Origin of the sequence: Fodinibius salipaludis (assembly GCF_002287075.1) — a bacterium.
GTDB classification, from domain to species: domain Bacteria; phylum Bacteroidota; class Rhodothermia; order Balneolales; family Balneolaceae; genus Fodinibius; species Fodinibius salipaludis.
This window is the reverse complement of record NZ_NSKE01000005.1, coordinates 73,608-96,103: the sequence shown is the minus strand read 5'-3', so window position 1 is coordinate 96,103 and position 22,496 is coordinate 73,608. Positions and strand designations below refer to the sequence as shown.

At 41.9% G+C, this 22,496-nt stretch carries 16 protein-coding genes and 1 pseudogene; 12 read left to right on the top strand and 5 right to left on the bottom strand.

The window, feature by feature from the left end; translation table 11 throughout:
• Window positions 1-62 precede the first annotated feature (62 nt).
• Entirely contained in the window at window positions 63-623 is a 561-nt protein-coding gene (locus CK503_RS07940) for a hypothetical protein (RefSeq protein WP_095606268.1), read from the top strand.
• A 4-nt stretch (window positions 624-627) separates the two neighbouring features.
• Here the strand turns inward: CK503_RS07940 and CK503_RS07935 are convergent, their stop codons facing one another.
• Window positions 628-2,982: a heavy metal translocating P-type ATPase gene (locus CK503_RS07935; protein ID WP_095606267.1), complete on the bottom strand. Its 2,355-nt coding sequence runs from the start codon at window positions 2,980-2,982 to the stop codon at window positions 628-630.
• A 15-nt stretch (window positions 2,983-2,997) separates the two neighbouring features.
• The gene (locus tag CK503_RS07930; protein ID WP_095606266.1) at window positions 2,998-3,636 is read right to left on the bottom strand and encodes an NUDIX hydrolase; all 639 of its coding nucleotides are present in this window, start codon (window positions 3,634-3,636) and stop codon (window positions 2,998-3,000) included.
• A 367-nt stretch (window positions 3,637-4,003) separates the two neighbouring features.
• Here CK503_RS07930 and CK503_RS07925 point away from each other — a divergent pair, with 367 nt between their 5' ends.
• The 3 genes from CK503_RS07925 (at window position 4,004) to rdgB (ending at window position 6,975) form a co-directional block, all read left to right on the top strand.
• Window positions 4,004-5,209 (top strand): S8 family peptidase, encoded by a 1,206-nt coding sequence (locus CK503_RS07925; RefSeq protein ID WP_255233362.1) that lies wholly within the window; start codon window positions 4,004-4,006, stop codon window positions 5,207-5,209.
• 154 nt (window positions 5,210-5,363) lie between these two features.
• The gene (locus CK503_RS07920; RefSeq protein ID WP_095606264.1) at window positions 5,364-6,368 is read left to right on the top strand and encodes an adenosine kinase; all 1,005 of its coding nucleotides are present in this window, start codon (window positions 5,364-5,366) and stop codon (window positions 6,366-6,368) included.
• A gap of 19 nt (window positions 6,369-6,387) precedes the next feature.
• Window positions 6,388-6,975, top strand: coding sequence for an RdgB/HAM1 family non-canonical purine NTP pyrophosphatase (gene rdgB, locus CK503_RS07915; RefSeq protein ID WP_095606263.1), 588 nt, complete (start codon window positions 6,388-6,390; stop codon window positions 6,973-6,975).
• A 41-nt stretch (window positions 6,976-7,016) separates the two neighbouring features.
• On the opposite strand, the gene nagB is transcribed toward rdgB, so the two are convergent.
• The gene (gene nagB, locus CK503_RS07910) at window positions 7,017-8,945 is read right to left on the bottom strand and encodes a glucosamine-6-phosphate deaminase (protein WP_095606262.1); all 1,929 of its coding nucleotides are present in this window, start codon (window positions 8,943-8,945) and stop codon (window positions 7,017-7,019) included.
• Between the two features lie 116 nt (window positions 8,946-9,061).
• Complete coding sequence (locus tag CK503_RS07905) at window positions 9,062-10,258, bottom strand: anhydro-N-acetylmuramic acid kinase (protein WP_095606261.1); 1,197 nt, start codon at window positions 10,256-10,258, stop codon at window positions 9,062-9,064.
• 273 nt (window positions 10,259-10,531) lie between these two features.
• On the opposite strand from CK503_RS07905, the gene CK503_RS07900 reads away from it, so the two are divergent.
• The 7 genes from CK503_RS07900 (at window position 10,532) to nhaA (ending at window position 21,525) form a co-directional block, all read left to right on the top strand.
• Window positions 10,532-12,067, top strand: a complete 1,536-nt coding sequence (locus CK503_RS07900; protein ID WP_095606260.1) for a sodium:solute symporter — start codon at window positions 10,532-10,534, stop codon at window positions 12,065-12,067.
• Between the two features lie 72 nt (window positions 12,068-12,139).
• Complete coding sequence (locus tag CK503_RS07895) at window positions 12,140-13,372, top strand: serine hydrolase domain-containing protein (protein WP_095606259.1); 1,233 nt, start codon at window positions 12,140-12,142, stop codon at window positions 13,370-13,372.
• A 76-nt stretch (window positions 13,373-13,448) separates the two neighbouring features.
• The gene (locus CK503_RS07890) at window positions 13,449-14,534 is read left to right on the top strand and encodes a glycosyl hydrolase family 18 protein (protein WP_095606258.1); all 1,086 of its coding nucleotides are present in this window, start codon (window positions 13,449-13,451) and stop codon (window positions 14,532-14,534) included.
• A gap of 74 nt (window positions 14,535-14,608) precedes the next feature.
• A complete protein-coding gene (locus CK503_RS07885) occupies window positions 14,609-16,843 on the top strand; it encodes a carboxypeptidase-like regulatory domain-containing protein (RefSeq protein ID WP_095606257.1) in 2,235 nt (744 codons plus the stop codon).
• Window positions 16,844-17,148: 305 nt separating this feature from the next.
• Window positions 17,149-17,352 (top strand): hypothetical protein, encoded by a 204-nt coding sequence (locus CK503_RS07880; RefSeq protein WP_095606256.1) that lies wholly within the window; start codon window positions 17,149-17,151, stop codon window positions 17,350-17,352.
• Between the two features lie 642 nt (window positions 17,353-17,994).
• Window positions 17,995-20,070 carry an amino acid permease gene (locus CK503_RS07875; protein ID WP_095606255.1) on the top strand — a complete coding sequence of 692 codons (2,076 nt, stop codon included), beginning with the start codon at window positions 17,995-17,997 and terminating at the stop codon, window positions 20,068-20,070.
• Window positions 20,071-20,208: 138 nt separating this feature from the next.
• Complete coding sequence (gene nhaA / locus CK503_RS07870; protein ID WP_095606254.1) at window positions 20,209-21,525, top strand: Na+/H+ antiporter NhaA; 1,317 nt, start codon at window positions 20,209-20,211, stop codon at window positions 21,523-21,525.
• 66 nt (window positions 21,526-21,591) lie between these two features.
• Here the strand turns inward: nhaA and CK503_RS07865 are convergent.
• Window positions 21,592-21,822, bottom strand: a pseudogene (locus tag CK503_RS07865) (vitamin B12 dependent-methionine synthase activation domain-containing protein); the annotation flags it as partial.
• A gap of 110 nt (window positions 21,823-21,932) precedes the next feature.
• Here CK503_RS07865 and CK503_RS07860 point away from each other — a divergent pair.
• Entirely contained in the window at window positions 21,933-22,439 is a 507-nt protein-coding gene (locus CK503_RS07860) for a hypothetical protein (RefSeq protein ID WP_095606252.1), read from the top strand.
• Window positions 22,440-22,496 lie beyond the last annotated feature (57 nt).

The following is a 22,496-nucleotide window of genomic DNA, read 5'->3' as shown; positions in this document are numbered from 1 at the left end:
GACAAGGGCTTTTGTTTTTGATAACGAGTTATTGCAGAATAAGAATATTTTGTTGAAAAGTTATGTCTGAGGAAAAGTCTGATAACTCCACCAAGAAGTTGGTGAAAATTTTAGTGATTGTAGGAATTGGAGTTCCTGTGTTAGTGGAGTTAATGACTCTTTTTAATTTAATTAATGTTCAAATATTTGAAGATGAAAAGGATGCAAATAGCCAGGGGTTTGATGTAGAAGATGTGCGTGGGTTTGGTGAGGGAGACACGCTGTTTTCGGATCAGGCATCTGTCGTCGTTATTGATGAACTTCGTATCAAAGTTAGTGCTCAAGAGTGGCGTTTTGCATTGGGGTTGACGTCTGCCGATAGCAGTAGTCAGGATGAATTGGAAATCAGTGTTGATAGCCTGAGCTTACAAAGCAAAAAAATGTTATCGGGTGATAATAACAGTTGGGAGGTAAAACAGTCGGCACCGGCCCAAGTATATGGCGAATGGATATTACCCAACGGTGATATTCCCACAAAGCTGTTTATAAGTTCGGATCAAAAAACAGGAAAGGATTCTACGAAGAAGGTAAGCCAGGAAGTACCCTTGGATAAGGTTCCTGTTCGGTACAATCAAAATCAGTAATAATTTATTCAGATATAAGCTGCATATCTCGCGATGAGTTGCCTACCACCAACAGGCTGCTTGTTGCCATTGCAACGGCAGCAAATAATGGATTTATTGCTCCTGCAATAGCGAGAGGAATTGTGATAATATTATAGAGAAACGCCCATCCCAGATTCTGGCGGATACGTTTCTTGGTTAATTTTATAGCATTAAAGGCCGCGGGTATTAGCCCCAATTGTTCTCGCGGAATAATAACATGAGCTGAATCAGCGGCAATGGCGGTTAAATTTCCAAACGCAATTCCAAGATCAGCTTGAGCAAGGGCCGGGGCGTCGTTACTTCCATCACCGATCATTGCAATTCGGCCAAATTTTCGCAGTTCTTCAACAATATTGGATTTGGAGTCGGGGCGCGTTTCTGTAAAGAGGAAATCAGGATTTAGCTTTCTGCGGATTGCATCTCCGGCTTGTTTACTATCCCCGGTAATAATAGCAACTTTTTTTCCTTCGGATTGCAGTTTTTTCACAATTTTCGGTGCCTCATCCCGTATCTGATCACCTACTGTCAAAATACTCCGAACTCTATTATCCCATCCGACTGCAACGGGAACATTTCCCTCATTTCTACCGGAATTAATCTTTTCCCATTGTTTCTCAGTAATTTGCAGGTGGTTATTAATCCATTCAGGCTGACCAACAAAAATTTGCATCCCGTTTATTTGCCCTGAAATCCCGGTAGAGTAAGAGGTGAAATCATCTACGGTATTTTTATTTGTTGCATATGCAGCAATAGGTTCTGCAATGGGATGAGAAGCATATTGCTCTAACTGTGCTGCATACCGGAGTGCTTGCTCATTATTTCCATTATCGAGAAGTTGCATTGTTCCTGTTGTTAACGTTCCGGTTTTATCAAATGCAGCAGTAGCAGTATCCATTTGCTCTTCAAACACAGCCGCCGTTTTAAAAATAATTTCGTGTTCCAGGCCGCTTCTAATACCCGACGCAATGGCAAGAGGGGTAGCCAGCCCCAATGCACAGGGACAGGAAACAATAAGCACAGCCAGCGACGAAAGCATTGATTCTGTGGCACCGGCTCCGCTCATCATGTGGTAGACAAACGTAACGATACCTAAGAGGATAACACTGGGAACAAACCAGGTGGCAATACGATCAGCCAGCCGCTGTTGGCCGGGGCGGGCCGACTGAATATTCCACATCATCTGCATTAAGTTATCAATAGTACTTTCAACACTATCACCTATTTCAATAGTAAGGGCATTTTGAGTAAGAATAGTGCCGCTGAGTACAGAATCTCCCACATCTTTTGAAACCGGTATCGATTCGCCCGTCATCAGGGCCTCATTGACAACACCCCTACCATCTATAACGGTACCGTCGATGGGGATGCGTTCCCCGGCTTTAACCAACACCTGATCTCCCGGATTGAGGTTCTCAATAGCCGTTTCTTTGGTTTTACCATTTTGAAGTAATCGCGCGTATTGGATGCGCTTTTCAGTAAGTTTTGCCAGTAAATTATGTTTGCCGGACTTTATTTTTTTCTCATAATAATTTCCAATAGAAACGACAAGCACGATAGCCATGGTTACATCAAAATAAACTTCTGATGATCCAATAAGCATGGCTCCCACACTGTATAAATAAGCACTGACGGCTGCAATAGTAATGAGCAGGTCCATATTTGGTTTAAGCACAGAAAGGGAAACCCATGCTCCGCGTAAAATTGGAAACCCGGTGTACAGTAAAACAAAAGTGGTCATTACAAAAATGTTAGAAACGAAAAAAAGCTTTTCGTTTTCTGTAAGAGGAACTATGCCACCACCGCCAAGGTAAGAGGGGTATAAAAATAGCACGTATAACAGTAGCCCGATGATTCCAAAGAAACCACCGATAATAATGCGGGCCACTTCGTTGAGCTGCTCCTCTTTTGCAGATGATTCAATGGGTCGAACCTTATAGCCCAACTTGCTCAATTTATCGGGAAGGGTATCGGGAGTTATTGATTTAGGATCATAATAAACCTTTATCATTTCTGAAGCATAACTGGCTTCACTTTTGTAAATACTATCTTCTCGATCTGCCAATGCTTCCACGAATGATTCGCAGGTTGAACAGTGCATGCCATTTACTTTAAAAAAAGCTTCTTCGTAATCTTCGGGTAGCGTAGTTTCCTTTTGCTCATTGTGTCTTTTTTGGATGGTTTGCTTGCGAAGTTGCTCAGCTTGTTCACCCTCCATATTTTGGAGTAGCTTATATACATGCAGACAGCCCGAACAGCAAAAAACGCCATCTATATCCGGATCAGTAATGGGCGGGTCGGGGGTTTCGAGTTCGCAAAGAGTGCAGTGTTCAGCCTTCATTATGGGGCAAAAGGATTAACTTTTTTTGTTTATAAATTCTCGGTACAGATCAAGGAATTCATTCAGCATCATTGCAGTAGCCCCCCAGAGCGGGACCTGGTGAACATCCCAATAGGGGACCCGATAGGTATACGATTGGAGATCCCAATCTTCAACGGTGATATTTTTCTTATGTAGCAGAGACTTCAGTTCTACAGCAAAAACTTCCTCTACTTCAGCAGGATTTGTGATAAAATCAGGTCTCTTATTTATAAAGCCAACAACGGGTGTAACGAGATTGTTTGAGTGACTCACATATAACTCACTAAGCTCTCCGATAATTGTTACTGTATCAGGCAGTACCCCAATTTCCTCCTTTGCTTCGCGGAGTGCCGTCTGGTGCGGTGACTCTCCTTTTTCAGCACGCCCTCCCGGAAAACTAATCTGCCCACCGTGATCAATATCATGGCTACGCAGTGTTAGTACCAGTTCCATTTCATCATCTTCGTTGGGGAAAAGTAAAATCAGCACACTGCTCTTGTTGACTTCCGGCGGGGGCTCCATCTCTCGAATATCGCCACCGTCAACCGGTTCGGGAGCCATCTCGATTTGGGCCTTTTTACCCGGCAGGTTTTGGGATAAGCGTTGTTCTAAAAAATCTAAAAGATCTTGCATTATATCCTGTGCATACTTGCTTTGATGGCTGACAGTAAAGGTTAAAATCTATTCTATGGGGTGGCAGATTTGTAAAAACCGCTTACGAAAATGTAATCAATTATTTTGGCTAAATCAGAAATAGTAACCCCTTGATTATTGTATGATTTGAACTCCTTCAATGGAATATTTTGTAACAGGATGCAAGTTTTTAACTCATGTTTATCTAAAGTTGTGAGGGATGGAATGAGGATTGTAGGGCACTTATGGTCATAGTTCTAAATATAAAACTATTCATAATGCCTCTCTCATGATTGTGGGCTTACCTCGTGTAAGCATAATTCTAATAAATCAAATATCATTTATGTTAAATAAAACATTATCAAAGTTGAGTACAATTCTTGTTGTTGCTTTTCTTGTGATAACAGGTTGTGATCAACCCACAGAAGTCGAAAAATCAAATGATAATCTCGATGAAAAGGCTGAACAACTTCAAAATAAACAGGGGCAGCCTATAGAAGACCAATATATTGTTGTATTCGATAACAAAGTAAGTAAAGACAAGGCTGTTGCCGGTGAAAGAAAGAAAAAAATATCGAAAATATCCGGTCGTCACAGCATAGCCAAAGATGCTATTGTAAATAGATATACGAATGCAATTGGTGGCTTTACGGCGGAGCTGAATTCTCAACAGCTGGAAAATCTAAAGACCGATAATGAGGTAAAATATGTTGAACAAGATCGTATTGTAATGCTTTCACCTCCCGAAGCCACTGATTCTTTTTGGTGTATTTATTTTGGCATTGGATGCGATGATGGAGGCGGAGATCCACAGGAAACTCCTTATGGAATTGATCGTATTGGAGGAGCTGTTGATGGCTCTGGGCTTACTGCCTGGGTAATTGATAGTGGAGTAGATCTTGATCATGATGATTTGAATGTTGACACTCAGCGCAGTACCTCGTTTGTTTCTTCAGAGTCCTCAGCTGATGACGGCAATGGTCATGGTACGCATGTCGCTGGTACTATTGCTGCTCTTGATAATGATATCGATGTTATTGGAGTTGCTGCAGGTGCAAGCGTCGTTGGTGTAAAAGTACTTGATAGCGATGGTAGTGGCTCTTATTCTGGGGTTATCTCTGGAATAGATTATGTGGCTGCAAATGCTTCTCCGGGGGATGTGGCAAATATGAGTCTTGGTGGAGGAACTTCACAAGCTGTTGATGATGCAGTTAGAAATGCTGCTGATCAAGGAATTTATTTTGCTGTGGCTGCCGGAAATGATGGGGCTGATGCGAATAACTCATCTCCGGCGCGTGTAGAGTACAATAATGTCTATACGATTTCGGCGATAGATTCTAATGATGACTTTGCTTCATTTTCAAATTACGCTAACCCTCCAATAGAATACGCCGCTCCAGGTGTAGATGTAAAATCGTTATGGAAAAATAACGGTGTAAACACCATCAGTGGTACGTCAATGGCAAGTCCACACGCTGCGGCAGTGCTGCTTTTGACCGGTGGAAATCCTTCTACGGATGGTACAGCCAACGGTGATCCCGATGGCACACCAGACCCTATCGTGTTTCAATAAAATTAAACAGGTAGTGTTACATTTGGGCACCTGTCTTTAATTAGGCAGGTGCTTTTTTATTTGTAGATCTGAACTTTATTGAACCATTAAGAGTTCGTATTTTCCGCTCATTATTTGATAGGCATAATTTCAGTTTGACTAATAATATTCTTTTATGAAAAAGAAGTACAACGTTTATGGTATTGGCAATGCACTGGTGGATATGGAATTTGAAGTCGGTGATGAGTTTTTAGAAAAACATGATGTTGAAAAAGGTGTTATGACATTAGTGGATGAGGAAACCCAATTCCAACTTATTAGTGATATCAGTCGGGAAGAAACCGTTGAAAAGCCAGGTGGATCAGCAGCTAATACCGTGTTTGCTGTAAGTCAGTTTGGGGGCAAAGCATTTTATTCATGCAAGGTTGCCAATGATCCTTTCGGGGATTTATATCTCGACGATATGAAGGAGGCCGGTATTGATACTAATTTTGATCGACAGGAGCGAGAAGACGGCATCACCGGAAAGTGTTTAGTGATGGTTACGGATGATGCTGAGCGAACGATGAATACTTATTTGGGGATTACCCAAAACCTGTCAACCAAAGAAATTGATGAGCTGGCCATTCGTGATTCCGAGTATGTATATATCGAAGGCTATTTGGTTACTTCAGAGAACGGTTTTGAAACGATGAAACAGACTAAGAAAATAGCCCAGCAGAATGATGTAAAAACAGCGCTCACCCTTTCCGATCCGTCGATCGTAGAAGGATTTAAAAGTCGGTTTGAAGATATTATAGGAGCTTCGGTTGATCTTCTTTTTTGTAATGAGAAAGAGGCAAAAATTTATACGGGTAAAGATAACCTGAAAGAGGCACGAGAAGCCCTGAAAAAGGAGGCCAAACGATTTGTAATTACGCAGGGAGCCAATGGTGCTATGATCTATGATGGTGATACCTTCATCGATATCGAGCCCTATGATGTACAAGCTGTTGATACCAATGGTGCGGGAGATATGTATGCCGGTGCATTTTTATACGGTATCACAGATGGTATGGGATTCGCGGGTGCCGGAAAGCTGGCCAGCCTTGCGGGATCAAAAGTGGTATCTCAATTTGGTCCACGTTTGAAATGGCACCAAATGCAGGAGATTTTGAAAGAAGCAAAAGGTGCTGAATAAGTGAGAGGATAATATAAATATGGATACCATTGTTTTAGCTTCGCGAAACAAGCACAAAATTAAGGAGCTTCAAGCCACATTGGCACCATTAGGCATTGAGCTTAAGTCAACCTACGATTTTCCTAAGTTGGAAGAAGTTGAGGAGGATGCCGATACGTTGGAAGGTAATGCCCTAAAAAAAGCACGATACGTACATAATGAGACCGGTTTGCCTGCATTATCTGATGATACCGGCCTCGAAGTGGATGCTTTGAATGGACGTCCTGGGGTGTATTCGGCCCGTTATGCTGGGGAAAATGTATCCTATCAGGATAATGTGGATAAATTGCTGGATGAGCTTGCAGGTGTACCTATGGAGCGGCGGGGAGCTCAATTTAGAACAGTGGCTGCATTAGTCACGGATGAAGGATCCTATACGTTTGAGGGAGTTTGTCGTGGCACTATCAGAACAAAAGAGCAGGGAACCGGAGGATTTGGGTATGATCCGGTTTTTGTTCCTGCAGCATATAAAAAAACATTTGCTGAATTGGATTCGGAGATTAAAAATGAAATCAGCCACCGGGGCAAAGCTATACAGAAATTTTATGATTGGTTGCAAGAACAGTAGGCGACATCTTTTATAAAACGATTGATCTTCTTAAGGTCTGGCTATTTATCCAGCTCTTTATATCGCACAAATCCTTCAATGGCCTCGTATTCGGCAAAACCAAGTTCATCATAGAGCAGGGCGGTTTCACGGTTTCGCTGTTCGGCACGTTGCCAGAATTCACGCTCATCAGGACCGGGGAAAAGCGGACGATCTTTCTGTGATTGGTGTTTGAAAATAGCGCGCCGCTTTTTTGCCAATTCCTGCGGACTTAAAGGCACCGCCATCTCAATCTCGTTAATATCCCATTCCTGCCAGGCTCCGCGGTAGAGCCAGATATAGCAATCTTGCATCCAGTCGTCGTCTTGACACTCTTTAAGTGCAGATAGAATGGCTTTCAGGCAAACACGGTGGGTTCCGTGTGGATCAGAAAGGTCGCCGGCGGCATAAACCTGGTGAGGCTTAACTTCACGGAGCAGATCTATAATAATATCGATATCGTCTTCTGAGAGTGGTTTTTTCTTCACGCGGCCGGTCTCATAAAAGGGCATGTCCAAAAAGTGGAGTTTCTCTTCCGGCACTCCACAATAGCGTGCAGCAGCTTTTGCTTCACCTCGCCGAATGAGTCCTTTAATATGTTTTATTGCTTGGGAATCAACTTCTGCGGGCTCTTTCTGGTTAATAAATTGCTTGATTTCACCAAGCATATTTTCAGCTTCTTCCTGTTGCATATCAAACATCTCGTTGTACTCCGAGACAAAATCTACAAAGCGTATTACATCATCATCAAAAACAGCAATATTGCCCGATGTCTGATAAGCAATATGTACCTCATGTTCTTGCTCGACCAGGCGAATGAGTGTACCGCCCATAGAAATGACATCATCATCGGGATGAGGACTAAAAACAATAGCACGTTTTGGATAAGGTTCAGCACGTTCGGGTCGATCAATATCCTCGGCATTAGGTTTACCACCCGGCCAGCCTGTGATGGTATGTTGTAACTCATTAAAAACCTTTAGGTTGATATCATAGGCCGGCCCAAACTGGGTAAGAAGATCGCCCATGCCGTGTTCGTTATAATCTCCATCGGTAAGCTTTAGGACAGGCTTATCCACTTTTTGGCAGAGCCAAACAACACCTTTGCGAATCAATTTGTCATCCCAATTGCAGGTAGTAAGTAGCCAGGGCGTTTTTTTGCGGGTGAGGTTTTCGGCCGAGGCCTCATCCAAAATAACCTGTGCGTTATTATGCTTTTGTAGATAAGTTGCAGGAACCCTTTCGCGTATGGGACCTTCTACTGTTTCTTTTATAATAGGTGCTTTGCCCTCCCCCCATGCCATCATAATGATGCGATCGGCATCCAGGATGGTACCAACCCCCATAGTGATGGCGCGGCGTGGTACGTATTCTTCGCCGAAAAAGTCGCTGGCCGCATCTTTTCGAGTAATGCCGTCAAGGGTAATAAGGCGGGTGCCGGAATTGGGACGCGAGCCGGGTTCATTAAAACCGATATGTCCTGTTCGTCCGATACCCAGCAGTTGAATATCAAGACCACCAGCATCTTGAATCTTTTGCTCATAATTCTTGCAATATTCCGCCACATCTTCTTCCGCAATAGTGCCGTCGGGGATATGTACCTGATCTTCCGGGATATCAATATGATTAAAAAGATGTTCATTCATAAATCGCACGTAACTTTGCAGCGATTCTGGTTCCATCGGGAAATACTCGTCAAGGTTAAACGTAATCACGTTTTGGAACGTAAGTCCCTCTTCATTGTGCATCCGGATAAGCTCGTCATACACTTGGGTGGGAGTCGAGCCGGTAGCAAATCCCAGTACCGTAGTTTGGCCAACGGAATTATTTTCTTGGATGAGATTGGCAATCTCTTCGCCAACATGTTTCGAAGCTGTGGTTGCATCTTTAAAAATATCGGTGGGAATATTTTCGTAATAAGTTAGACGATTTTTTTTAGCGTCGTTTTGCATAATAATATTATTCAATTAGGTGCAAGTGAAATAGATTCCGGGAATTTCGAATTACTGCAATATTATTTCTAACGTAAAACTTGGTTTTATCAATTATTGAAAGTTTGTCCAATTACTCATTCTGGGAAAGAAATTTTGCCAAAATTAACTTTTTTATTACTGTCAGTATTTATTGAAAACCCTTCTCCGGCAAGCAATTCGTTGGCTAATATTGCAAAAATAACGGCCTCCTTGGCATCGGGATCAAAGCCGATTTTAGCAAAAGATAAAATGTGGCAGTCGGGCAATAACTCGTTAAGCCAATCCATAAGCACAGGGTTGTGAAAACCACCACCGCTCACATAAATAATGATATTTTGAGAATCTGAAACTACCTTTTTTACGGATTCAGTAATAGTATCTGCCGATAAACGGGTGAGGGTGGCCACTATATCTTCGGATGGGATATCCCCAACTTTTGATTTGTCAAGTCGTTGTTGCATCCACTCTAAATTAAATACTTCGGGGCCGGTTGTTTTAGGAAAGGATTTCTTGAAATAAGGATCCGTTTTGAGTGCCTTGAGAGCAGTTTTATTTACAGAACCCTGCCTTGCGATACGGCCGTTCTTGTCAAAATCCTTATCAAAATATTTTTGCACAGCATTATCAATGAGCGTATTCCCGGGACCAGTATCCGTCGTGATGGGTGCCTTGTCAGGATTGGAACTTGCAGGTAGATATGTAAAATTAGCAATGCCGCCGATATTCAATAAGATGCGATTTTCCGACTCATGGGTAAAAAGCATCTGATCGACCGGCGCTGCAAGGGGCGCTCCTTCTCCGCCTGCTGCCGTATGTTTCTGACGAAAATCGCTAATCGTTAAAATACCTGTTTTGCGGGCAATATGATCACCATCTCCAATTTGTAAGGTGGTATTTGGGGAGTCGTCCTGACGATGCTGAATTTTGGGAGCATGATAAATGGTTTGCCCGTGACTGGCAATACAATCTATTTGGTCGGGTTTGATATCCCACTTTTCCAAAGCTGAAAGAATAAATTCTGCATGTAGCCCGGCAAGCTTAGAGTGCAGCAGGCAAACCTCCTTCAGAGAAACTTGTTGGACTGAGCTTATAGCTTTAAGACGTTTTTTTAATTCGGAATCATAGGGAATAGTCTTAAAGTTTTTCAGTTCTACCCCCGTTTCGTTTCCACTACCATTAATCTGGCATAAAGCAATATCCAACCCATCCAGTGAAGTCCCCGACATCAATCCAATGACAGTTCTACTCGGTTTTTGCGCAATGCTATAGAGTTTTTCAACAGAGGGATTCATTAACAAACATTGTTGGATTTGAGAAATTACCAAGATGCTATAATCAACGGTATTTAAGGATTGATAGCAATAGAAAAATCTATACTAATTTAGTTTTTGCTGAGTAGGATTATATGAGGGCTATGAGAGCATTCAGCGTAATATTTAAGCATGTTCTGTAATCCTAAAAATAAATCACTATAATAATGACCGCTTATTTTTGGGCAACCCAACAAATATTGGGCTCAATAAAAAGCTGGAGTTGATAATTATAAGCTCAAAAAAGAGGTCTTTTTGGAATTTTCAGTCATAGATTACGTTGTCATTGTCGTGTATTTGATAGCGGTTGCGGGGTTGGGTATTTATGCCGCCGGGCGCCAGTCGTCAACCTCGGATTATTTTATGGGAGGCGAAGGGTTGCCATGGTGGGCGGTCATGTTTTCAGTGGTGGCAACAGAGACGAGCACGCTTACTTTTATTAGTATCCCCGCAGTAGCCTATGGAGGAAATCTCACCTTTCTGCAAATAACATTGGGTTATATTGTGGGACGCATCTTAGTCAGTAAATTTTTACTTCCCGCCTATTTTAAGGGAAAACAAACTACGGCTTACCAGTTTTTAGAACAGCGGTTCGGTCCCGGTATGAGGAATGCAACAAGCACGACTTTTATGATTACCCGCCTGTTGGCTGATGGCGTTCGTCTTTTTGCTACGGCTATTCCTCTTGCAATTATCCTTCGCCTTGGAGGGGCATTTATCGGATGGACTGATTTCGAGGTGTATCTGTTAGCTATTGCTGCAATATCTATTATAACCCTTATTTATACGCTCATTGGGGGGATAAAAGCTGTTGTGTGGATGGATGTAATGCAGATGGCCGTGTATATAGGCGGTGCGGCGCTGGCCATCGGAATTGTCCTTGCTGATTTGCCGAATGGTTTGAGTGGAGCGATGTCGATAGCCGCAGATGCGGGGAAATTACAAATTCTTGATTTTGGATTCGGACAACCATTCTCGGACTTTATTGCTCAGCCCTATACCTTCTTTACGGCGTTGATTGGAGGGGCGATATTTTCAGTGGCCTCGCACGGAACCGATCAGCTCATTGTCCAACGCCTTCTTACAACCCGAAACGTAGATAATAGTCAACGCGCATTGGTATGGAGCGGCGTAGTGGTTGCCCTGCAGTTTGGGCTGTTTCTATTTATTGGTTTACTGCTTTATGCGTTTTATGATGCACAATCGGCAGAGGCATTGGGATTGGCAACGACTGATGAAATTTTTGCCAAGTTTATTGTTGAGCAGTTGCCGGTGGGTCTGTCCGGATTAATTATCGCCTCACTCTTTGCTGCGGCAATGAGTAGCCTCAGTTCGTCACTCAACTCCCTGGCTTCTTCAACGACGCTGGACCTGTATAAGCCTTACTTTGGAAAAGATAACTCGCAAGCCGAGGATCTGCGGATCTCGCGTATCATTACGATGGTGTGGGCCGTTATTTTAACTGGATCTGCTTTCTTCTTTGCTTTTTTACAACTCCAGGAGGGGGAACGTCCCGCCGTTGTTGAACTCGGTCTTGGAATTGCCTCTTATACCTACGGTGGATTGTTAGGGGCATTTCTGCTGGGACGATTTTCTGAAGCTCCGGATAAAACCGATGCGATGATTGGCTTTTTTGTGGGATTGATCTCCCTGTTGTTTATGGTTGAAGGTCCGATTCATAGCATATTGCCCGGTGAACCTCTGGTCATTGCCTGGCCGCTTTATACGGTGGTAGGTAGCGCCATTGTGATGATGGTTGGGAATATTACGTATTGGATTCGAAAAAAATAAAGAAGTATTTACGTAGTGTTATAGTCGATTATATCGATGGGATATTGGGATATATATTAAATCAGAAGAAAAATGCGCAAACTATTTCTGGGACTTTTATTAACGATATTTGTTGGTTGTACTTCAAATCCCGATGTGGAGCCTAAAAAGGTTGGGAAAATCGCTGCTATCGACAGCCTCATCCAGAAAGAGATTAAAGAAGATCATATTCCAGGAGCGGTGATACAAATCAGGAAGGGGGATTCCATCCTGCATCGGGCGGCCTACGGATACGCTCAGAAGTATGATTATGGTATGCAAAAGGTGGATAATCCCGAACCAATGACGACCGAATATCTTTTTGATGTGGCTTCGCTGACCAAAGTAATGGGTACTACTTTTGGGATTATGAAACTTTTGGATGAGGATGCTCTTTCATTGGATGATCCCATTCGCAACTATTTGCCAGAGTTTGAGAAAGGAGAAAAATCCCAGATTACTATTCGTCATCTGCTTACCCATAGCTCAGGGTTGGCGCAGTGGGTGCCCACATATTATCATGCTGAAGACAAAGAAGAGCGGTACCGGTATATTGCCAATCTACCTTTAAAATGGGAGGTAGGGGAAGGTCGACATTACAGTGATTTGGGGTTTATGTTGCTGGGCGATATTATTGAAAATATATCGGGCCAAAAGTTGGATTATTTTTTGGAAGACAATCTTTACCAGCCTCTGAATTTGCGAAATACGATGTTTAATCCAATGGGAAAAGGGTATAAAAAAATTGCGGCCACTTCCCATGGAAATCCTTTTGAGAAGCAGATGGTGTATGATGATGAGTTTGGCTATAACGTTGACGTGGATCCGAAGTCGTGGGACAGCTGGCGGGAATATACTCTCTGGGGTGAAGTCAATGACGGGAATGCCTGGTATGCTAATGGTGGTGTGGCGGGCCATGCGGGATTATTTTCTACGGTGGATGATTTACAGGTGCTGGTGGATTTATTGATGAATAAAGGATATAAGGAGAGGGAACAGTTCATTTCAGAATCAATCGTCGATACCTTTCTTACCAAAGATCAATATGGCAATGGGCTCGGATGGGCCATGGGTAAATCATTTATTGCTGCGGAGGGAAGTCCCGATGGTACGTTCGGACACACCGGGTTTACAGGTACTAATATTTTAATTGTACCCCAAGATTCGCTCTCCATTATTTTTCTTACCAATCGCCAAAACGTTGGTCGCCAAGAAGGTGGCAGTTATTTTGATTTAGGGCCGCTTCGACAAGCTGTTTTTAATCACGTATGGAAAAATGAAAATTGACTGTCAATAAATATATGTGGTTTCATATTTTTTTAGTAGGTTAGAAAAAGGACTTTTTGCTAACTATTGAGGGGCTATGGGAAATATAACCACATGTTGTATTAGGGGATTGGCTTTTTTATTCCTTTTCGGATTATTTTTACTCGCTTTTTCGGATACAAAGGCGCAATATAATTCTGAGAATCTTTTCTACTACGTAGATACCGAAGATTCATTTGAAAGCTTTGAGGCCAACAGCGATCACATCTCGATTGTAGCCCCGCAGACCTATTCCATTTCTAAAACCGGCATTTTATGGGGAGAAGTGGACAGTCGGGTCATGGAAATAGCTGAGGAAAAAGGTATTGACGTTATTCCGCTGGTAGTGAATCCCGGTTTTGATCGCGAGCTTTTCCATAATTTTTTGCAGGATTCCTCAGCTCAGCATCGAACAATCAATATGATGGTTGATTTGGCGTTGAAGCATGGATATGCGGGCTGGCAATTTGACTTTGAAAATATCCATATTAATGATCGTAATGCATTTACAGATTTTTATCGTAAAACAGCTGAAGCATTTCATGAGAATGATTTATCCCTCTCTGCAGCCGTGGTTCCAACCAATACTGATTTTGATCTGAAAACCGAATACCACCGGTTTTTATATGAATACTGGCGGGGCGCCTACGATTTAAAAGCAATGGCTGAAGCCGGCGACTTTCTTTCGCTGATGACGTATTCGCAGCATACACGTCGCACGCCGCCCGGCCCCGTAGCGGGCATTTCTTGGATGAAGGAGATGATTGAGTATATGATTGACCTTGAAATCGATCCCCAAAAAATATCGCTGGGAATACCGTTCTACTCTAATTTTTGGTTTGCCGATTACAATGAGGAACAGGGTGGTTTTGTCAATGGCCGGGGCGCTTCTTATGAAAAAGTGATGGGACTGGTGGAACGCTACGATGCGGATATGGTTTGGATTGAAAATCACCAAACTCATTATGCGTTATGGAGTCATGACGGGGTGTTTGAATATGCATTTATAGAAGATGCGCGATCAATAGAACCCAAGTTGCAACTTTTAGAAGAATTTGATCTCCGTGGAATATCGGTATGGCGATTGGGACAAGAAGATCCTGAAGTATGGGATAAAATACAGAGCTTAACTACATCTAAATAAGTATTTATTAGCTATAATTTGCGGCATTCGCGATGATTGTCGCTATGAAATAACAATTAAATAGGAGAACATTTATGACAAATCGGATACGACTACTATCGTTTGTCTGTCTACTACTTTTGCCGTTTTCTTTGCAAGCGCAAGACGTAGAGTACACGGTTACTGGTACGCTGATAGACCAACGAACAGAGGACCCATTAACGGGAGCGAATGTAAGTATTGAAAATACCACCATCGGTACATCAGCTGATGCAGATGGTACTTTTGAACTTACAGCAAGAGTTGAGCCTGGAACCTATAATTTGCGCATTACTTTTATAGGATACCGGACGGTTGAGCGTGAGGTTGAGTTCGGAGATGAACAGGAAATTGCCTTGGGTACCATTGCACTTCAACAGGATGTTATTGGAGCGGATGAAGTAGTTGTAACTGGTGCCTCGGTTTTGACAGAGAAACGTCAGTTGGGTAACTCTATTTCTACAGTGAGTGCTGATGAGTTGGCCTCTACGGGAGTTACCGAAATTGATGCAGGACTATCAGGCAAAATTGCTGGTGCACTTGTGCAGCAAAACTCTGGTGATCCCGCAGGTGGAATTAGTGTTCGACTGCGTGGAACAGGTACTCTTCTTGGTAGTGCAAGCCCGCTCTACATTGTGGATGGAGTGATCGTAAATAACGATTCTCCTGAATTAGTTGATGTAGGAGGTACTTCTACAAATCGTCTTGCAGATTTAAATCCCGAAGATATAGACCGCATTGAGGTTGTTAAAGGAGCTGCTGCTGCTGCTCTTTATGGATCGCGAGCTAACAATGGAGTTGTTCAGATTTTTACAAAACAAGGTAAATCGGGGACGCCTTCGATAACTATTAAGTCAACCGTTAATGTTGACAAGGTTCGTAAGACCCTGGATGTTAACATGGCACAAAATGAAAATGGAGATTATCTGGACAATAGCGGCAACGTAATGTCTGGTAAGCGATATGATTTTCAGGATTATATCTTTAGGACTGCCGTTGGAACCAACCAATTTCTGTCTATTTCTGGTGGAGCTAATGACACTCGTTATTATATTTCAGGTTCTCATAAAAATAATGAAGGTATCGTCGATGGCTCCAATTATCAGCGTTCTACAGCACGTTTGAATCTAGACCAGGTATTGACGAATTGGGCGAACCTTTCAACAAGTCTGAGCTATTCCCATAGTAATAACCAGCAGATTCCCAATGGAGGTTTGAATGCTTCCTATGGTGCCCTAACTGGGTTTATTTTTGGTCCTAATACGGTTAATCCCGAACCAGATCCTCAGACAGGAGAATATCCCAATAATACAAATTTGGCCAATCCCCTGGAGGTAATTGATACCTACGACTTCCAAAATGAAGTTAACCGTGTCATTGGTAGCGCTAAGTTATCATTAACACCTCACGAAGGATTGTCTATAGACCATACGTTAGGTTTAGATACTTACTCTCAAGTAGGAACTGCTTTTATTCCGCCCGGTACTTCCGCCCCGGGCTTGTCAACTGGCTTTGGTCGTCGATCAGAGCGGGCGTTTTTCCAATTGAACAATGATCTGAGAATAAGCTACCAGACAGATATCAAACCATGGTTAAATTCCAGTACCTTATTTGGCGGTACCCTACAGTATGAAAATGTTGAAACAATCGGTTTGGAAGCACAACAGTTTAGCATAGGTTCTCGAGTTGTTTCTGGTGGTGCCAACTTTGAACAGCCAGGAGAATTTAGAAGTGAGACGGTTATTTATGGAATATTTGGTCAGCAGACATTTGGTTATAAAGACCGTCTTTTTGTAACAGAAGCTGGGGATGCACGGTTAGATTTCTATCTTAGTCCGGATAATTCACAGAGCACACCGAATGGGCTTCCGATTGATAAAGTAGAAGGATTCTATACCAGTGCCAGCGATCCGATCCCGGTCTATTTGCCCGGAGAAATGAACCTGATTCGTGCTGAAGCATACGTAAACCTAGATCGACCGGGTGATGCTGTCAATGAGATTGACAATATTCGCACAAAGCAGCCGTCACAAGATGCTTTTGGTGTAGGTGCTAATTTGCCTGCTTATAGTGGTGGAACAAGTGACACCGAGTTGTTTGAGGAAATTTATCGACAGCGTAGCGCAGAAATGTACCTAACCGGTATGCGTTTTGAAGATGCACGTCGCCTGGGACGTCCAGTTCCATCCAGCGATCCGGCTCTGAGTGCAGAACGTAACAGGGTATACTATCCATATCCTACATCAGAGCGTCAGAACAATCCAAATACCCCGGAGAATCCCGAGATATAAATTTTGCTTTAGCAGACTTTAAGCCCACAGGTGAAAGCTTGTGGGCTTTTTTTATTTGTAAAAAATGATGGTTTGGTGGTTAAACTAACCTCTATTACAAATATTGGGATTTTGCAACATTCACTTCTTTTGTGATTCTTGTGCACTTAAAATTATCGTTTATTTTTCAATTTAAAGGAAATCAAGAGGAGGTTAAATGGAATAAAAAGGCACAACTATTAATCAATCGAGAATTTCAATTCTAGAGACAAATAAATTAATGAGATATATACTATTATCTATCGCATTGCTGTGTTTTACAGCTAATGCTTTTTCACAGAACCCGACAAGACCGATGCAATGATTGGTTTTTTGTGGGATTGGTCTCGCTGGTGTTTATGGTTGAAGGTCCTATTCATAACCTGCTGCCGGGAGAACCGCTGGTTATTGCATGGCCGTTATATACAGTGGTTGGTAGTGTAATCGTAATTTTAGTTGGAAACCTTTCCCATTTCGTAAAACGAATATAAAAAATGGACGAACGATTTTTTTCATTTTGTGCTCAAAAAAGTTGCAAGACTTATAATTTATACGTTATTTAGATCTGATAAAAATAAGGGGTGTCTGTTTATGGACGCCAACCAACTTGATTGGTTGATTTCATAAGTAAGGTTTGCCCCTGATTAGCTAAACTGCAATTGAAATATTAACAGCCCCTGGCTATGTATACCAAAACCTTGCTTAATACAGTTTGTTTTATATCCTCTCTTTTTTCGGTTTGGATTGCGAAATGTCATCAGTGCATAACTCTTATAGTTGCCAACACTACAAGAAGTTATCATCCAAATTATTTTCTTGAACGCATATCACCACTGAATTAATCCGTACTGGCTTTGCGACTATTTGCCATGTCAATTCTTTACAAGTAAAGTACTTGTAAAGAATTCTTAAGCAAGTGTGGTAGAAGCTAGTAACATCAAATTGGTTAGTGGTAATACTGATTTTTAATTCTTGGTTAAGCATACCTTTTAATGCATGGTTTTGTGCCTGTATCATGTTATAGGGATGGGAAATCGCACCATTAAAGAGACAAAATACAAGTGTAGTATTACAGAACTAATTCGAAGAATAGGGAGTAAAAGTCGTAATAAATGAAATAAGCTCAGAATAAGATGAAAAAAAGAAAACTTAATAAGGAGTTAGGCCTATTTGATGTCTATGCAATTAGTACGGGGGCCATGTTTAGTTCGGGTTTCTTTCTGCTGCCGGGAATTGCAGCTGCTGAAACCGGGGCATCTGTTTATTTAGCCTATCTTGCGTCTGGTTTGTTAATGATACCTTCGATGTTGAGCGTGGCAGAATTGTCAACTGCTATGCCTAAGGCAGGAGGGACCTATTATTTTTTAGATCGCAGCTTAGGACCAATGATAGGTACTGTGGGAGGACTTGGTTCCTGGTTTGCTCTGATTTTTAAGAGCGCCTTCGCATTAATTGGTATGGGGGCCTATCTGTCGCTTTATGTGAATGTACCAATTACTCAGTTAGCTCTTATTCTCACAGTAATATTTGGGGTACTTAATATATATGGAGCCAAAGAGACAACGTTATTGCAGCGTATCCTCGTAGCCACGCTTCTGGGAATCATGACCGTATTTATTATTCAGGGTTTATCGGTTGTTTGGGGATCAGAAGCCAAGAGCACCTATAGTGAATATTCGGACTTTTTCCGGAATGGGCTCCATGGTTTTACCTATACCATTGGACTTGTAATTGTTTCATACGCCGGCCTTACAAAGGTAACAAGTGTTGCTGAGGAGGTTAAAAATCCAGATAGAAATATTCCGTTGAGCATGATATTGTCGCTTTTTACCGCTGCTATCATTTACGTACTGGGGGTTTATATCATGTTAAACGTTCTTAATCCTGAAGAATTTTATGCGAGTCTTACTCCCGTTGCTGATGCGGGTAAAAAGTTTTTGTCGTGGTTGCCAGGTTCATGGGGCGTCACAGCAGTTGTTGTTGCAGCTGTTGCTGCTTTCGCATCAACCGGAAATGCCGGAATTATGTCGGCTTCCAGATACCCATTTGCAATGTCGAGGGATGAGTTAATTAGTCCCAGATTTTCAAAATTAGGAAAAACTGGGACGCCCTCGTTTGCAATTACAGTAACGATAATTTTGATGGCGGTTGTTCTATTAGTTTTTGATGTAGAAGCGGTAGCAAAGCTGGCAAGTGCATTTCAATTGATTCTTTTTGGCTTAATGAGCCTTGCAGTTGTGGTAATGCGCGAAAGCAAGATTGAGGCATATTCCCCCGGATTTCGATCTCCGCTGTATCCATGGGTGCAGATAGCTGGTATGTTAATCCCTGTGTGGCTCATTGCAGAAATGGGGCTGATGCCTGTATCTCTAACGGGGATAATGATTGTGCTCTGCATCGTTTGGTACTTCTATTATGCCGGAGAAAAGATAGAGCGACAAGGGGCTATTTTTCATGTGCATGAGCGGCTTGGTCGTAAAAGATACGAAGCACTCGAATATGAGCTAATGTCGATTCTGAATGAAAAAAACGGTGAAGATAAATTAGCTTATGAACAAGTTGTAGCTCGGAGTGTCATCAGAGATATCAGTGAAAGCAACAAGTTGCTTGATGAATGCACAGATATTACTGCAGAGATATTTTCGGGTCGTACAAAGAAAGGAACGGATGAGATTAAACATGAGTTGCAGAAACAATACAAAACCAAGACTCATAATATTGGAAAGGGAGTTGTTATATGCCAGATAGGATATGAAGCTATTACTACCGCTGAGATGGTTGGGTTTAGAATAAATAGCTCGGTTGATAAATTATCGAGCGATATTGATGAAGAGAAGCATGCATTAATGTTTCTCATTACCCCTGTAGAAGCTTATGGCCTTGATATGCGCCTTGTTGGGCACTTGGCTGAGATTGTAAACCAACCCAGTTTCCTGCAGCGGTGGCGCGAGGCAAAATCAGAAAAGCAGCTTAGAGAAGTGCTTATAAGTGATGAGCATTTTATCCATCTACATGTTTCTGAAAATGAATTCCTAAATCGTCAAAAAGGAAAGAAGATCGGAGAAATTAATTTGCCGGGCGATTGCCTGGTAGCTATCATCTACAGAGACGATGATTTAATTATTCCTCACGGTGATACTGTGCTGGAAGCCGAAGATGAGCTTACGATTATTGGAAGTCCCGATGCTATAAGGAAATTAAAAGCATAAATACTTCTTTTAGTTGTATGAAACCACGATTTTTTGCAGCATTTTCTACCATATAACCTTATTTATTTGTGAAGAAAATCTTGGTAATGGTAACAAAAGAAGCGGTAATAAATAACATGCCTATAAATCTGAACAGAAATGAAGAATAAAATAACATTTAATCCACTGACGCCTATTCAAGAGTTTTTTAAAACAGAATCTTCATCTGGGATTTTGTTACTCATTACTACAGTTCTGGCCTTGCTCATTGCCAACAGCCCTATGAGTGAAAGCTATTTTAATTTCTTTCAATCAACACTCACGGTGGGTACTCCATCACTCAACATTGAAAAGCCATTGCTGCTTTGGATTAATGATGGGCTAATGGCTGTTTTCTTTTTGCTAATTGGTTTAGAAATAAAAAGAGAACTAAAATATGGTGAGCTGTCTAATTTCAAACTTGCACTTACTCCTATCGTGGCAGCATTGGGCGGCGCCTTAGTTCCCGGAGCCATCTTTATCGCGTTAAATGCAGGAACCGAATTCTCGCAGGGTTGGGCCATAGCAATTGCAACTGATATTGCATTTGCCATTGGAATCCTTACGCTACTGGGGTCTAAAGTACCCATCTGGGCAAAGGTGTTTCTAACAGCGGTCGCAGTAGTTGATGATTTAATTGCGGTAATGGCTATTGCACTTTTTTATACAGCAAGTATCCAAATGACAGCTTTGGCAGTTGCGGCAGGGTGTTTTATCGTGCTTCTTATTTTTAATCTGATGAATGTAAGGAGGATTGGATTTTATATGATAGTGGGTATTATAATGTGGGTGGCGGTACTAAAATCAGGAGTACATGCCACGATTGCTGGAGTTGTTCTTGGACTTATAATTCCTGCAACTCGCAACACAAGTCTTAATAGTTTGCTTGAAAAAGCCGAAGGTGCAGTAAGCCTTTTCAAGCATGCTTTGAAAAATGATCAGGGAGAAGCTCGTGAGACGGCATTGAATTATATGGATGATGTAGTTTCAGAGTCGGAATCTCCTTTGCACAGACTTGAACATCATTTGCATCCATGGGTAGCTTATGGAATTATTCCTGTTTTTGCTTTTGCTAATGCAGGGGTGGCTTTCGATAGCCAATTAATTGTAGAAGCTTTTTCGTCAACATTGACATGGGGTATTTTACTTGGACTTTTTGTTGGGAAACAGATAGGAATATTTTCGGCAGCTTTCTTAATGAAGGTTGTTGGGCTCAGTACATTTCCTGAGCAAAAAGGGACATGGAAAATTGTGTACGGTCTTGCGTGTTTAAGTGGCGTAGGATTCACTATGTCGCTTTTCATAGGCGGACTTTCTTTTGAGTCGCCAGTATTTTTAGAGTATGCAAAGGTTGGTATTATATCGGGCTCATTGATAAGTGGCTTGTTAGGATATGGACTGATAAGAAGCGCAATAAATAACATTGATAGTGAATGATTGTAATATAGCGTGAAGTTAGCCTCCTCAAACCTGAAAGACCTCTGTGATCTTTCAGGCTTGATGTTATTCCGGTTCGTAATTCAGATTGGGACCCAACCACCGCTCAACTTCGCTAACGCTCATATCTTTACGTTTGGCATAATCCTCGATTTGATCTTTTTCAAAGTTACCCACATTAAAATAGTCCGATTCAGGATGGGCAAAATAGGGCCCACTTACCGAAGCTGCCGGATGCATCGCAAACGATTCGGGCAGGGTAATGCCCGTTGTATTCTCCACATCCAGCAGATCAAAAAAATCACATGTCCATGTGAATGTGTATTTCTCAGCAAATATTACATTACAACTGAGCGTTAAGCTTCAGAAGATATAGTTTCCATTTTCACCTAATAAGGAGAAGTACTATGAAGAAATTCAGTCTGATGTTGGCAGTTATAATTATAGTTTCATGCCAAGGCGAACAAGGCCCGGCCGGACCGCAGGGCCCACCGGGACCCGTGGGGCAGGCCTATGAGGTAGAAGCCAGCTTCAATGAATCGAATAATTATACGGTATTTTCTGAATTTCCTGATATTGAGGTTTTATCCACTGACATTGTTATGGTGTACCTGATTTGGGAAGTAGATCAAAATACCGGCAATGATGTATGGCAGCCATTGCCCGCCTCGGTATTTTTTGACGATGGTGAATTGCAGTATGCATTTGATCATACGCTTGCGGATGTGAAGCTGTTTTTAACCGGTGATACCGATCTGAGTACCGTTGGAGATGAATACACACAGGATCAGGTTTTTCGAGTAGCCATTTTACCTGTTGATTATGTGCAATCCAACAAGGTGAATGTTAATAATATGAAAGAAGTGATGAATATGGTAGGCAGGGATAATATCCGCCAGTTGGAAATAGAATAAAACTTATATTATTCTTTATAAAGCTTTATCAAGCTTCCAAAGTTTAGTAATTCTTTA